Consider the following 12,911-nt stretch of genomic DNA (forward strand, 5'->3'; position numbering starts at 1 on the left):
GGGGTGTCAGCGCAACCGCCCCCGCTTGGCCTCCATGGCCGCCTTGCCGATGGCGCCCTTGCGCTTCCAGTCCTTGCGGAGCTCGGCGCGGACGCGGGCGTCGGTCTTGGCGACGATGTACTGGTTCTCCCGCAGCAGTTTGCGGTAGCTGTCCAGGCGGCGCTGCGGCAGCTCCCCCGTCTCGATCGCGTCGAGCACGGCACAGCCGGGCTCGCTCTCGTGGGCGCAGTCGTGGAACCGGCAGTTCTCGGCGAGATCCTGGATCTCGGAGAACACCTGGCCGACACCGGTGCCGGCGTCCCACAGGCCGACGCCCCGCAGACCGGGGGTGTCGATGAGAACACCCCCGCCGGGCAGCAGGAGCAGGTTGCGGGTCGTGGTGGTGTGGCGGCCCTTGCCGTCGACGTCCCGGGTGGCCTGGACGTCCATGACGTCCTCGCCGAGGAGGGCGTTGGCCAGGGTGGACTTGCCGGCGCCGGACTGCCCGAGCAGCACCGAGGTCCCGTAGGACACGATCGCGGCGAGCACGTCGAGCCCTTCGCCGTCCTGCGCGCTGACGGTGAGGACGGGCACGCCCGGCGCGGTCGTCTCGACGTCCTGCACGAGGTGCGAGCGGGTCGCCGCGTCCGGCACGAGGTCGGCCTTGGTGAGCACCACGACCGGCTGCGCCCCGGACTCCCACGCCAGCGCGAGGAACCGCTCGATCCGGGCGAGGTCCAGCTCCACGGCGAGGGACACCGCGACGACCGCGTGGTCGACGTTGGCGGCGAGGATCTGCCCCTCGGACCGCTTGGAGGAGGTGGACCGCACGAACGCGGTACGGCGGGGCAGCAGCGTCCGCACGTAGCGGGGGCGGGCGCCCTCGGGGTCGACGGCGGCCCAGTCGCCCGTGCAGACGACCTTCATCGGGTCACGGGGGACGACGTACTCGGTGTCGGCACGGATCACCCCGTCCGGGGTGGCCATGTCGCACAGCCCCCGGTCGACCCGGACCACCCGGCCCGGCACCAGCCCCTGAGCGGCGTACGGAGCGAAGGCCTGCTCCCAGTCCTCGTCCCAGCCGTAGGGAGCGAGTGCGTGCGAGGAGGCGGAAAGAGAGGAGAGATTCAAGGGGAACCCTTCGAAGGGCGGCCCCGGCGGCGCGCGTCGACGAGCGCGCGAAGAGAGGTGAGGTCAGCCGGAGGCCACGGAGGTGAACGATTCGATCGACTGAATGCGGGCACGGCCCATCACAGAGACAGCCATCGGTCACACCTCCCAAGAACCTCGTCACGAACGGCACCCACGGGCGCCTTGCCGACTCGGGACAGACTAGAGGGCCCGGCGGCGGCCTGCCACCGCTTTTCCCGGCATGTCCTACGGGTCGCGCGGGTGCGGGATCCGCAGCAGCTGTACGCGTTCCTCACCGAGCGGGCCGGGGCCTTGTCCGGGGTGCAGGCGGTGGAGACCGTGCCGACCCTGCGGCGGGTCAAGGCGCTCACCGCCGGCAGACCGCCGGCCGCCTCGCCTCAGCCTCGGGCGACGGCCAGGAGGGTGAAGGCCGCGGCGATCAGGGCGAGGCGGCCGTAGTGGTAGCGGGCCCAGCGGGCGAGCTGCTCCCTCCAGTCGGCGGGGCGGTTCTCGGGCGTCCAGGTCTTGTTGCGGTTGTTGATCGGGACGAGCAGCAGCAGCGACATGATCACGCTGAGGACGAGCAGCGCGGCTGCGGTGACGAGGAGTCCGGTGCCGGGGTCGGAGCCGTGCCGTCCTGTGACGGCCCATACGGCGACGAGGACGAGCGAGCCGATGTACCAGACCGGCATCACCGCGCCGAGCATGCGGCCGCCGTGGGCGTGGGCCTGCTGGGCGCTGTCCTCCGGCAGCGCGTCGATGACGCGGTTCATGACGAAGGCGACGGAGAACTCCACGCCGACCATCAGTCCGACGATGACGACCGTGGCCACTTCGAGTGTGCTGAGCATGCGATCCCCCTGGATCTAGCGTTGCTAGCTGATGGGTCAACGCTAGACCTGCCGGTGCTCGATTGTCTAGCGGTGCTAGGATCCACGTATGTCGGTACAGGAACGCAAGCAGCGTGAGCGGGCGGAGCGGGAGCGGCTCATCGTCGCCACGGCGCGGGAACTCGCCGAGGAGCAGGGGTGGGACGCGGTCACGACCCGGCGGCTCGCCGAGCGGATCGAGTACAGCCAGCCCGTGCTGTACAGCCACTTCCGGGGGAAGCGGGAGATCATCGGGGCCGTGGCTCTGGAGGGGGCGGCCGAGCTGGCGGCGCAGTTGCGGGCCGCTTCGGCGGGGGCCGCCGTGTCGACGGAGGAGGCGCGGGGGCGGGTCACCGCGCTGGCCCGGGCGTATCTGGACTTCGCCGAGCGGAATCCCGCCGTCTACGACGCGATGTTCCAGCTGGACGGCGGTCTCGCATTCGCGGCGGAGGACACGCCTCAGGCCTTGAAGGACGGGTTCGCGGCGTTGCTGGAGACGTTGCGGGACGTTACCGGGGAGGGTGTCGAACCGGGGTTGTTCACGGAGGTGTTCTGGGCGTCGCTGCACGGGTTGGCGACCTTGACCCGGGCCGGGCGGTTGCCGGCGGGGGAAGCGGAGCGGAGGGTCGGGCTGCTGGTCAGCCGGCTTGCGGTGGTGTGAGCGTGGGGTGTCGCTGCGTCACATGGCGTTGCGGTGAGCCGGGGGGTGCCGGCGCAGCCCGGCGCCCGCGGGGTGCCGCCGCGCCCACCCGTGCCGCCCCGGGCGGCACGCATGCCCGCGGATTCGCGCGGCAAGCGCAGTTCCAGGCGGCACGCATGTCCCCGGACCGCGGGGCGAGCGGCGCGCGTGTGCTCACGCCACCGCGCACGTCCGGCCGTTGAGAGTGAAGTCGTACGCCCGGGTGTCCGTGCCCTGGCGGGCCGCGAGGAAGCCGAAGGACAGGCGGGCGCCTGCCGTGACGCGGGCGTTGTAGTCGGCCGCGGTGGCGGTCACCCGCGTGTCGGTCTGGTGCACCGACGCGTCCCACATGTGAGTGACCCGGTGGCCTTCGGGGACGGTGAAGGCGACGCGCCAGCCGTCCATGGCGTGGCGCGTCGTCACGGTGACGGCGGCCTGGTAGCCCTCCGGCCACTGGTTGAGCACGTCGTGGTCGACCACGCACGCGGCGCGCGAGTCGCCCTCGTCGCCCGGTGCCGCGGGGGCGCCCGAGGACGTGCCCTGCGGTTCCGGGTCGGGGTCGGGGGCCGGGTCCGCCGTGCGGGAGGGCGGGGCGGTGGTGCGGCTCGGCGGGGCGCTGGGGGCCATGGGTTGCGGCGTCTCCGCGCCGGCGGAGCCGGACGGCGCCGTGCCCGCCGACGGCAGGGAGGGCTCGGGCGCGGCGACCGGGCCGCCGCGGTCGTTGTCGGCGGCGGGGGTCCCGGGGTCCCCGCCGTCCCCGAACGGCATCAGCGACACCGCGAGCGCCAGCAGCGAGACGACGACGGCCGCGGCCATGGGCCCGTGCCGGACGACCCGCGCCTTGCCGCTCCGTCCGCCCGACGGATCGTCGTGGTCCGCGTCGGGCCCGTCCGGGCGCCCCGCGCCCAGCCGGACCTCGGCGGCGCGGCGGCGGCGCTCCAGGTAGGCGAGGCCGCCCCAGCCGATGACGCCGCCGGCCAGCGCTCCGGGAAGGGTGCCGGTGTTCAGCCGCAGACAGGCGGCGGCCTCCGCGCACCGGCGGCAGGTGGCCAGGTGCCGGGACAGGTCCTCGGGGGTGTCCGCGGCGGGCGAGCGGGTGACGGCGTCGAGCAGCCGGGCGTAGCTGCGGCACTCCGCGTCCATCGGGGAGTCGAGGTGATTGCGGTGGCAGCGGTCCCGGAACAGGCGGGCGACCTGGGCGAGTTCGTCGGCCGTGGTGGCGGGGTCGAGACCCAGTCGGCGGGCCACGAGAGGCAGCGGGAGCGCCTCCGCCTCGGCCAGCCACAGCAGTTCGGCGTCCGCCTGCTGGAGGTCACGCAACCCCCGCAGGGCGATGGGGCGTTCGAGGGGCGGCCCGGTGTAGCGGGCGGCCTCGTCCGAGTGCAGCCACAGCCGCAGCCCGGGGTCGAGCTTGTGGCCCCGCCCCTCCTTCTCCCACGCGGCGGCCGTGGTGCGCACGGCGGTCAGCAGCAGGGGGATGCGGGGCAGCCGGGAGGAGCGGCGGCCGGTCCCGCGCACGCTTCCCGACTCGGCGGCGCGCAGTTCGCGTATGCCCTCGGCGAAGGCCTCGCGGGCCAGTTCCGCGGCGGCGCTCGAACCCGCCGTGCACAGGTCGGCGTAGGAGAGCACCGCGTCCCAGCATTCGGAGAACAGAGCCGCCTCGGTGGCGTCCTGAGGGCTCGGCAGGTCGGGCATGAGACTCCTGCATCCACGAGCGAGGTCAACTCGCCATACCGGCGGGTGGAGTTGAAGGGAACCTCGCGGCAGTGGACGAGAGCTTCGCACGTCTCCGACACAACTGACAAGCGCTGTCTTCACTTTGTGTGGCGGTGCCGCGACCCCTCGCAGGGACCATACGCGGAGAAGGCCGGAACGTCTCGGTTCCGGCCTTTCCCGCTCACTTCTGTCACATCAGGCTCACCGTCGGGGGAGCCGGTCAGACCGCCTCGACGGGCTCCGTCGCGGGCAGGCTGTCCATGAAGGAGCTGACGGAGAACACCGCGCGGCCGGGCCCGGGCGGGCCGTAACCGGGGGGCGAGGCCAGACCGAAGTCCTCCATCGTCTGCCGGTACGCCTGGAGCAGCCGGATGTGGTACTCCAGCGGCGCGCCCTGCGGGTTGGCCTTGCCGAGCGGGGTGGTCGGCTCGGGGCACCAGGTGGTGAAGCGGGGCGTGATCCCCTTCGACATGAAGAAGCGCAGGCCCTCCGTGGTGGACGCGATCGCCTCGTCGACGGTCTTGAAACCGAACGGCTCGGCCATCTCCACGCCCGCCACGAAGTTGGGGATCACGTTGCGCGCGCCGAAGATCTCCGCGGAGTCGAGGATGCGGCGGTGCCACTCGTCCCGCCCGACGTACCGCTCCTTGCCCGGGCAGTACATCTTGAACAGGTACTCGTCCCACACCTCGTAGTTGGGGTGGTAGATCTGCACGCCGTAGTCCTTGAAGCGCTGCACGTCGTCCTTGGGCAGCGCCTGGGCGACGACCTTGCCGATCCAGCGGCCGGGGAAGCGCTCCTCGATGGCCTTGGCGTAGTGGCCGTAGAAGTCGGCCTCGTCGCGGCCGGAGACGGTCTTGGTGATGGCGCCACCGGTGAGGGTGTAGGCGGTGGACGCCTTCGCGGTGTCGTACCGGTCGATGATCTCCAGGGCCTCGAGGACCTCCTCGACGTCCTTCACACCGGTGTAGGGCCGGCCGGCCGCCTTGTGCTGGCGCCAGTTGTGATTGATGTCGCAGTACTGGCACTCCTCCTTGGCGCCGAAGTACTGGCAGACGCGGAAGACCGTCAGGTAGATCAGATAGCCCCACTGGATGGTGGGGGCGACCTCCATCACCGACTTCCCGTTGGACAGCTTGTGCCGGTAGTACTCCGGCATCGGCGGCACGCCGACGTCGGAGATCCGCCTGCCGTCGAGGTACAGGCCGAGCATGCCGTGCTCGTCGGCGGCGACCCGGTACGGGGACGACGGGTTCACCCGGACGGACACGACCGTGCGGCGCAGGTCGTACGGTCCTCCCGTGAGGATGATCTCCTCCGGCGGGCGGCGCAGCGCGGCCTCGCCCAGCTCCGGCAGGGTGCCGTGGTCGAAGGAGAAGATGAAGTACGACTTCGGTTTGACCTCGCCGCTCTCGTTGTCGCTGAGCGCGGAGGGGTCGAAGGCCACACCGCCGCGCAGCAGGTCCTCCTTGAAGACGGCCTCGCGCGGAACGTGCGGGAACCGCTCCATCAGATCCTCGACCAGCGCGGTACGGCTGCCCATCGCGTGTTCTCCTCCCGGTGCCGACGTACGACTCCTCACGGTATGCCCCCGGCCGGACATCCGGGGCGGCGGGTCCCCCCACATGGCACGAGTCACTCCCGGGGTAGGTTCCGTCGGGGCCCTTCCACGGGTCCTCGGGGCCCTCCACGGGCCCGCGGGCGGGAAGGACGAGGGATGACCGAGAGTGTGACCAACTGGGCGGGCAACATCACGTACGCCGCCAAGGAACTGCACCGGCCGCACACGACGGACGCGCTGCGCGCACTGGTCGCGGACTCCTCGCGGGTGCGGGTGCTGGGCAGCGGCCACTCCTTCAACGACATCGCCGACGCCGGCGAGGACGGCGTCCTGCTGTCCCTGGCCGCGCTGCCCCCGGTGATCGAGGTGGACGCCGGGGCGCGCACGGTACGGGCCGGCGGCGGGGTGCGGTACGCGGAGCTGGCCCGCGAGGTGCACCGGCACGGGCTGGCGCTGGCCAACATGGCGTCGCTCCCCCACATCTCGGTGGCCGGGTCGGTCGCCACCGGCACGCACGGCTCGGGCGTCGGCAACGGCCCGCTCGCGTCGTCCGTGCGTGCGGTGGAGCTGGTCACGGCGGACGGTTCGACGCTCGTCCTGGAGCGCGGCGACGAGCGGTTCGGCGGCGCGGTCACCGCGCTGGGCGCCCTCGGCGTGGTCACGGCGCTCACCCTGGACCTGGAGCCGGCGTACGAGGTGGAGCAGCGGGTGTTCACCGAGCTGCCGCTCGACGCGCTGGACGCGGACACGTTCGACGCGGTGATGTCGGCGGCGTACAGCGTGAGCCTGTTCACCGACTGGCGGGAGCCCGGCTTCCGTCAGGTGTGGGTGAAGCACCGCGCCGACCGACCGCGCACCGACTTCCCGTGGGCGGCGCCCGCGACGGAGAAGATGCACCCGGTGCCGGGGATGCCGGGGATGAACTGCACCGAGCAGTTCGGGGCGCCGGGCCCCTGGCACGAGCGGCTGCCGCACTTCCGGGCGGAGTTCACGCCGAGCAGCGGCGCGGAGCTCCAGTCGGAGTACCTGCTGCCCCGCGGGACCGCCGTGGACGCGCTGCGCGCCCTGGACGCCGTCCGGGAGACGGTCGCGCCGGTGCTGCAGACCTGTGAGGTGCGCACGGTCGCCGCCGACGACCAGTGGATGAGCCCGTCCTACGGGCGGGACACGGTGGCCCTGCACTTCACGTGGATCGAGGACACGGCGACGGTCCTGCCGGTGGTGCGGCGGGTGGAGGAGGCGCTCACGCCGTTCGCGCCGCGCCCCCACTGGGGCAAGGTGTTCGCCACCCCGCCGGCCGAACTGCACGCCCGCTACCCGCGCCTCCACGACTTCCGCGCCCTGGTCCGCGAGCTGGACCCGGAGGGCGTGTTCGGGAACGCGTTCGTGCGGGGGGTGCTGGGCGACTGACCGGGCGCGGGGGCCCGGGGGCCCGCGCAGCCGGACGTGTCAGTGGCCGACGCGGCAGGGTGCCGGGTCCCGCGCCCGCGTCCACGGTGAGCGCCTACGCCGTCACGACGGCAGCACCCACACGGGGTTCGAGTAGAACCACAGGTCGCGCCACGGGTCGGCGTCGCCCATGACGTCCTGGGCGGGGCCTGCCGGGTCGGCCTTCGCGCCCATGACGCCGACGGCGGACCGGTTGCCGTCGGTGCCGCGCAGCCGCAGGTACACGGGCCGGTCGACCCGCCCCAGGTCGAAGGTGAGCCGCACGCTGCCCGTCGACCTCCCGACGTCGTACGACCGGACGACGGCCGCCGTGGGCGCGGTGAACGTGTCCTTGTCGGCGACCGGGCCGGTGACGTCGCCCTGGACGACGTCCACGCGGGCCAGTCTGGGGGTGAATCCTGCCCAGTTGGGGCCGCCGGCCAGGGCCACGTCCGCGGTCAGCGTGACCTTCGTCCCCTTGCGGACGTGCAGGGCGCCGCCGAGGGTGGTCCAGCGGCCGCCGCCGGAGACGCGGACGTCGAGGCCGGAGATCAGCTGCCCGTGGTCGACCCAGATGCGGCCGGCGCGGATGCCGTCCATGACGGCGGCGTAGGAGAAGCCGTCGGCGCCCACATGGGTGCGGCTGTACTGGCCGGGCCAGTAGTCGACCGCCTTGGTGTCGATCTTCCCGGCGTACACGGGGTCGCCGTGCCGGCCGTCGGTGGCGAAGTCGCCGGGACCGCGGGCGGTTGTGTCGGCGTACACGAGGTGCGAGTCGGAGTTGGCGGTGATCCACCAGGGGCGGCCCTCGGCGAGGAGGCTGTCCCACAGACCGCCGACGGTGGCGGTCATCCAGTCGAAGCCGCCCCAGGTGCGGTAGCTCTCCGGCGGGTAGCCGGGGAAGGAGTCCGCGCCGGGCCTGCCGTTGTAGTACCCGCGGGCGAGGCCCGGGCCGAGCGGGGCGGGCAGTCCGGCGGCCTGGTGGCCGGGGGCGCCCTCGAAGCCGACGGCGATCGGCCGGTCGGGGCCGGTGGCGTCGCGCCAGGCGCGGATCTCGTGGGGGGAGTCGATGCCCTTGCGGGAGGGGTGGTGGGCGAGCATCAGCGCGTCGTCCACCGTGCGGCGGCGTACCTGCTCGGCGAGGAACCGGAGCCCGGCGACGGCGAGGGCCTCGTTGGCGGGGCTGGAGTCGCCCACGCCCTTCACGACGCCGTCGTAGTCGGTCTCGAACTGCTTGAGCACGGCGACCTCGTTGCGTCCGGGGTGGACGAACACGGTGCCGTGGTCGGCGGCCGGGACGTTCCACTCCAGGCCCTGGAAGACGAGGGTGTCCCGGTGGGCGGCGCGCGCCTGCCTGATGTCCGGGTTGACCTTCTCGACGCCGATCCTCGCGTGCGTCACGCTGCCGTGGTCGGTGATGACCAGCCAGTCCAGGCCGTGCCGGGCGCCCTGGCGGACCTGGTCGACGACGCGGTACTTGCCGTCGCTGCTGTAGTGGGTGTGGATGTGGTGGTCGCCCGCGAGCCAGAGGTACCCGCGGCGCGGGGTTCTTCCGGTGTCTCTGCGGCCGCCCGCGGCGGCTGCGCCGCTGCCGGAGAGCACGGTGCCCGAGGCAAGACCCGCGCCCAGCAGGCCCGCGCGGCGTAACAGGGCGCGGCGGGACGCCTGTCCGGGGTCCAGTGCCTCGTCGGGCACCGAGGTGTCGAAGGCCGCGGGCAGGGGCGCCGACGCGCCGGACCCGTGGTCGTGGTGGTGGTGGTGCGGTCCGTGCGCGTGCCCGTGCCCCATGACTGCCTCCTCGTCTCGAACGCGCCGCAGTGGAGCATTCGGGCGGCGTGTGAACCACGGTCGTCCATGGAGTGACCGGCGCATGCCACCGACACGACGGCTGCGGGCCGTCCGGGGGCCGGTCGCGCGGGTCCCCGCGCCCCTCGGGAGGGCGCGGGGACCCGCGCGAGCAACCACTACCCACCGTCGGGTGACCTGCAACCCGCCCGCGTCGGCTACATTCACCTGTCCGAAACCCGCCCGCCCCCGGGAGGCCCGCATCCCCCGCGCCGGACTCACCGCCGACCGCCTCGTCGCGGCCGCCGCCGACCTCGCCGACGAGGCCGGCTACGAGAACGTCACCCTGTCCGCGCTGGCCCGGCGGTTCAACGTCAAGGACGCGAGCCTGTACGCGCACGTGCGCGGGCTGTCGGACCTGCGCACCCGGATGGCGCTGCTGGCGGGCGGCGAGATGATCGACCGGATCGCGGCGGCCGTCGAGGGCCGCACCGGCAAGGACGCCCTGGCCGCGTTCGCCGGCGCCTACCGGGGCTACGCCCTCGCCCACCCCGGACGGTACGCCGCCACCCAGATCCGTCTGGACGAGGCCACGGTGACGGACTCCCCCGCGCTGCGCCGCACCGCCGAGGTCACCTACGGTCTGCTCCGCGCGTACGGTCTGGAGGAGCCCGATCTCACCGACGCGGTACGGCTGTTGCGCAGCTCCTTCCACGGTTACTGCGCCCTGGAGTCCGCCGGCGCGTTCGGCGCCCCGCGCGATCTGGAGGCGTCCTGGGACCGGATGATCGACGCGCTCCACCTGACATTGCAGAACTGGCCCCGCAGAGCGGCCGACTGACCCACCGGGTGCCTCAGCCGGCGAGCTCCTGCACCTGCCCGTACGACGGCACCGTGCCCTCCCCCGTCTCCCGCCCCTCCCGCACCGCGACCACCGCGTCCAGCGCCGCGCCGAGCGCCCGCCGGTACAGCAGCGAACCCAGACTGACGCGCCGCACGCCGACGTCGGCGAGCCGGGCGAGGGACGGACCGCCGGGCGCGTACAGGACGTTGAGGGGGCACCCCTCCAGGTCACGCACCAGAGCGGCGATCACGCCGAGGTCGGTGGGCCCCGGCACGAACACCCCGTCCGCCCCGGCGTCCCGGTACGCCAGCACCCGCTCCCTCGTCCCCTCGCCGTCGCCGAGCCAGTACGTGTCCGTCCGGGCGTTGACGAACAGACCGGGCGCGGCGGCGCGCACGGCCCGGATCTTCGCCGCGTGCCGGCCGGCCGGCCCCAGTCCGTCCTCGAGGTTGATCCCGACCGCGCCCCGCGCCTGCAACTCCGCCGCGAAGGCCCCCACTTCGCCGGGGTCGTCGCTGAAACCGTCCTCCGCGTCGACGGACAGCAGGAAGGGCAGTGTCTGCAGGGTGCCGGCAAGCCGCAGGGTCTCCTCGCGGGTGGCCCGGACCCCGTCGGGCAGCCCGGCCGCCGCGGCGACGCCCAGGCTGGTCGTGCCGACGGCGGGGAAGCCGTGGGCGTGGAGCAGGGCCGCGGAGGCGTGGTCCCAGGCGTTGGGCAGCAGCAGGGGCCGGTCCTGGTGGTGGAGCGCGGCGAAGGTCTCGGCGGGGCGGGCGGCGTGGTCGTCGGTCATGCGGGCCACGCTAGGCCCGGGACGCTTCGGCGGCCGCCGAAGCGTCGCCGCCCGCCGGACCGTCCGCGTCCGCCCTGTCCTCGGCAGGGGCGCGCCGCTCACTCCGGCGCGAACGTGTGCATCTCGTCGCCCTCCGGCTGCACCACCCCGTACGAGCTCTCCGGGACCTCGTTCCAGGCGCCGGGCAGGTTCCCGAGAGGTTCGGAGACGATGAGGCGGGCGTCGTCCGCGATGTCGCGCAAAAACGCCACGTCCGGGTGGAGGGACTTCAGCGTCTCGACGCGGGTGCTGTAGAAGAGGGACCGCGACCGGCGCTGCGAGGAGTAGCGGAAGGACCACAGCCGTACGCCGTCGGTGACCGCCACGGTCATCTGCATCGGGTGCTCGACGCCGTGCTCGTGGCCGGTGCGTTCGACCAGGCCCGCCATGCGTGCGACGGCGCCGCGCGGATCGTCCTCCAGACCGAAGCTGAGCGCCAGGTAGAACATCATCTCGGAGTCCGTGGACCCCTCGAGGTACGGGAAGAGGTCCGGGCGGACGGCCAGGGCGAGGTCGCGGCGCAGCAGGGGGAAGCTGTCGATGGCCCCGTTGTGCATCCACATCCAGCGGCCGTACCGGAAGGGGTGGCAGTTGGTCTGCTGCACCGCCGTGCCGGTGGAGGCGCGGATGTGGGCGAAGAACAGCGGGGAGACGACGTGCCCGGCGATCTCCCGCAGGTTGCGGTCGCTCCAGGCCGGGCCGATGTCCCTGACCACGGCGGGGCTCTCCTTGTCCGGCATGTACCAGCCGATGCCGAAGCCGTCGCCGTTGGTGGTCTCCACACCCATCCGGGCGTGCAGGCTCTGGTCGATCAGGGAGTGGACCGGCCGGTAGAGCAGGTTCTCGAGCAGGATGGGCGAGCCCGAATAGGCGAGCCAACGGCACATGTCCACCGCCTTCCCTGGTGGGACGGACCGCGTACGCCCCGGCGGGCGTGAGCTGCGAGGCCCACGCCCGCCCGGGACACCGCACGTCCCACCGGGTACCCATCCCGCCGGACGGGACGCGTCCCGCGTCAGGTGCGGGAGCGGCCGCCCACGCACAGCGCCCAGATGACGAACCCGGAGAAGGCGATCATCACCACGGACCAGACCGGGTAGTACGGCAGGGACAGGAAGTTCGCGATGACGACGAGCCCCGCGATCACCACGCCGGAGACGCGGGCCCACAAGGCTCCCCGGCCCAGGCCCAGGCCGACGAGCACCGCGATCGCGCCGAGCACGAGGTGGGTCCAGCCCCAGGCCGTCAGGTCGAACTTGAAGACGTAGTTCTGTGTCGTCACGAAGACGTCGTCCTCGGCGATGCCCATGATCCCGCGGAAGATGTCCAGCACCCCCACGAGCATCAGGGTGACGGCGGCGAAGACGGTCAGGCCGCCCGCCCACTCGCGCTTCGCCGACGGCGCGTGCGCCCCGTGTGTCGGATGTGTCGCTGTCATCGCTGTGCCTCGGTTCCGTGTCGTGTCCGCGCTGTGGCGGACGGTGTCCCCCGCGTCGGCGGGCGGGACCTCCCGGTCACGTCCCCCTCAGGAGCGGGGGCCGTGACCGCTCAGGACCAGCTCCTTCGCCCTGCGGAACTCGTCGTCCGAGATGTCCCCGCGCGCCTTGATCTCGGAGAGCCTGGCCAGTTCGTCCACGCTGCTGGTCCGCTCCCCGGCCCCCTTCGCCGTCTCCCTGATGTAGCTGTCGAGCGCCTCCTGCTGGGCGCGCGCCTGGGCCAGCTCACGGCTGCCCATGTTCCTGCCGCGGGCGACTACGTAGACGAAGACGCCCAGGAAGGGCAGGACGATCGTGAAGACCATCCAGCCCGTCTTGGCCCAGCCGCTGAGGGAGTCGTCGCGGACGATGTCGACGACCACCCGGAAGAGCAGGATGAACCACATGATCCACAGGAAGAACACCAGCATCGTCAGCAGTGCGCTGAGCAGCGGGTAGTCGTACGCGAGATACGTCATGCCGGTCATCTCCTCCTGGCTCGCGGGCCCTCTGCGCCCGCCCGCGGCGCGCCGTCGCGTCGTGCCGACCTCAGCGTGCTCCGTACGGCGTCCCCGTCGCCTCACCCGGCGCGGGTGATCCGGCGGGCGGGGCGCA

At 73.0% G+C, this 12,911-nt stretch carries 12 protein-coding genes; 3 read left to right on the plus strand and 9 right to left on the minus strand.

Translation table 11 applies throughout. The features are described from left to right. Positions 1–6: 6 nt before the first annotated feature. Both rsgA and ELQ39_RS05900 read right to left on the minus strand, forming a co-directional pair. The gene (gene rsgA / locus ELQ39_RS05895) at positions 7–1,110 is read right to left on the minus strand and encodes a ribosome small subunit-dependent GTPase A (protein WP_242591251.1); all 1,104 of its coding nucleotides are present in this window, start codon (positions 1,108–1,110) and stop codon (positions 7–9) included. Between the two features lie 398 nt (positions 1,111–1,508). Continuing rightward, positions 1,509–1,961: an anthrone oxygenase family protein gene (locus ELQ39_RS05900; protein WP_242591252.1), complete on the minus strand. Its 453-nt coding sequence runs from the start codon at positions 1,959–1,961 to the stop codon at positions 1,509–1,511. A gap of 88 nt (positions 1,962–2,049) precedes the next feature. On the opposite strand from ELQ39_RS05900, the gene ELQ39_RS05905 reads away from it, so the two are divergent. Beyond that, complete coding sequence (locus tag ELQ39_RS05905) at positions 2,050–2,640, plus strand: TetR/AcrR family transcriptional regulator (RefSeq protein ID WP_242591253.1); 591 nt, start codon at positions 2,050–2,052, stop codon at positions 2,638–2,640. Positions 2,641–2,832: 192 nt separating this feature from the next. Here the strand turns inward: ELQ39_RS05905 and ELQ39_RS05910 are convergent, their stop codons facing one another. Continuing rightward, positions 2,833–4,353: a cellulose binding domain-containing protein gene (locus ELQ39_RS05910; RefSeq protein ID WP_242591254.1), complete on the minus strand. Its 1,521-nt coding sequence runs from the start codon at positions 4,351–4,353 to the stop codon at positions 2,833–2,835. 241 nt (positions 4,354–4,594) lie between these two features. After that, positions 4,595–5,917: a radical SAM protein gene (locus ELQ39_RS05915; RefSeq protein ID WP_190001337.1), complete on the minus strand. Its 1,323-nt coding sequence runs from the start codon at positions 5,915–5,917 to the stop codon at positions 4,595–4,597. Between the two features lie 174 nt (positions 5,918–6,091). Here ELQ39_RS05915 and ELQ39_RS05920 point away from each other — a divergent pair, with 174 nt between their 5' ends. After that, complete coding sequence (locus ELQ39_RS05920; RefSeq protein WP_242591255.1) at positions 6,092–7,345, plus strand: FAD-binding protein; 1,254 nt, start codon at positions 6,092–6,094, stop codon at positions 7,343–7,345. Positions 7,346–7,447: 102 nt separating this feature from the next. Here the strand turns inward: ELQ39_RS05920 and ELQ39_RS05925 are convergent, their stop codons facing one another. Next, positions 7,448–9,151, minus strand: coding sequence for a PHP domain-containing protein (locus tag ELQ39_RS05925; protein WP_242591256.1), 1,704 nt, complete (start codon positions 9,149–9,151; stop codon positions 7,448–7,450). A 259-nt stretch (positions 9,152–9,410) separates the two neighbouring features. On the opposite strand from ELQ39_RS05925, the gene ELQ39_RS05930 reads away from it, so the two are divergent. Beyond that, a complete protein-coding gene (locus tag ELQ39_RS05930) occupies positions 9,411–9,989 on the plus strand; it encodes a TetR/AcrR family transcriptional regulator (RefSeq protein WP_242595550.1) in 579 nt (192 codons plus the stop codon). 13 nt (positions 9,990–10,002) lie between these two features. Here ELQ39_RS05930 and ELQ39_RS05935 read toward each other — a convergent pair whose 3' ends face one another. The 4 genes from ELQ39_RS05935 to ELQ39_RS05950 all read right to left on the minus strand — a co-directional run bounded on the left by ELQ39_RS05935 (position 10,003) and on the right by ELQ39_RS05950 (position 12,784). After that, positions 10,003–10,782 carry an isocitrate lyase/PEP mutase family protein gene (locus ELQ39_RS05935; RefSeq protein ID WP_242591257.1) on the minus strand — a complete coding sequence of 260 codons (780 nt, stop codon included), beginning with the start codon at positions 10,780–10,782 and terminating at the stop codon, positions 10,003–10,005. Between the two features lie 98 nt (positions 10,783–10,880). Further along, entirely contained in the window at positions 10,881–11,708 is an 828-nt protein-coding gene (locus ELQ39_RS05940) for a class II glutamine amidotransferase (RefSeq protein ID WP_190001333.1), read from the minus strand. A gap of 128 nt (positions 11,709–11,836) precedes the next feature. Next, on the minus strand, positions 11,837–12,259 hold the full coding sequence (locus tag ELQ39_RS05945) for a DUF7144 family membrane protein (RefSeq protein WP_033273935.1): 423 nt from the start codon (positions 12,257–12,259) through the stop codon (positions 11,837–11,839). 87 nt (positions 12,260–12,346) lie between these two features. Then, on the minus strand, positions 12,347–12,784 hold the full coding sequence (locus tag ELQ39_RS05950) for an SHOCT domain-containing protein (RefSeq protein WP_242591258.1): 438 nt from the start codon (positions 12,782–12,784) through the stop codon (positions 12,347–12,349). Between the last annotated feature and the right edge of the window lie 127 nt (positions 12,785–12,911).

The sequence above is a fragment of the Streptomyces sp. GB4-14 genome, from assembly GCF_022696125.1.
GTDB classification, from domain to species: Bacteria; Actinomycetota; Actinomycetes; order Streptomycetales; family Streptomycetaceae; genus Streptomyces; species Streptomyces werraensis.

Bases quoted from the DNA above. Each gene is read 5' to 3' on its own strand.
- ELQ39_RS05940 (WP_190001333.1), bottom strand. From the start codon at position 11,708: ATGTGCCGTTGGCTCGCCTATTCGGGCTCGCCCATCCTGCTCGAGAAC.
- ELQ39_RS05915 (WP_190001337.1), bottom strand. From the start codon at position 5,917: ATGGGCAGCCGTACCGCGCTGGTCGAGGATCTGATGGAGCGGTTCCCG.
- ELQ39_RS05900 (WP_242591252.1), bottom strand. From the start codon at position 1,961: ATGCTCAGCACACTCGAAGTGGCCACGGTCGTCATCGTCGGACTGATG.
- ELQ39_RS05950 (WP_242591258.1), bottom strand. From the start codon at position 12,784: ATGACCGGCATGACGTATCTCGCGTACGACTACCCGCTGCTCAGCGCA.
- ELQ39_RS05920 (WP_242591255.1), top strand. From the start codon at position 6,092: ATGACCGAGAGTGTGACCAACTGGGCGGGCAACATCACGTACGCCGCC.
- ELQ39_RS05935 (WP_242591257.1), bottom strand. From the start codon at position 10,782: ATGACCGACGACCACGCCGCCCGCCCCGCCGAGACCTTCGCCGCGCTC.
- ELQ39_RS05945 (WP_033273935.1), bottom strand. From the start codon at position 12,259: ATGACAGCGACACATCCGACACACGGGGCGCACGCGCCGTCGGCGAAG.
- ELQ39_RS05925 (WP_242591256.1), bottom strand. From the start codon at position 9,151: ATGGGGCACGGGCACGCGCACGGACCGCACCACCACCACCACGACCAC.
- ELQ39_RS05905 (WP_242591253.1), top strand. From the start codon at position 2,050: ATGTCGGTACAGGAACGCAAGCAGCGTGAGCGGGCGGAGCGGGAGCGG.
- ELQ39_RS05910 (WP_242591254.1), bottom strand. From the start codon at position 4,353: ATGCCCGACCTGCCGAGCCCTCAGGACGCCACCGAGGCGGCTCTGTTC.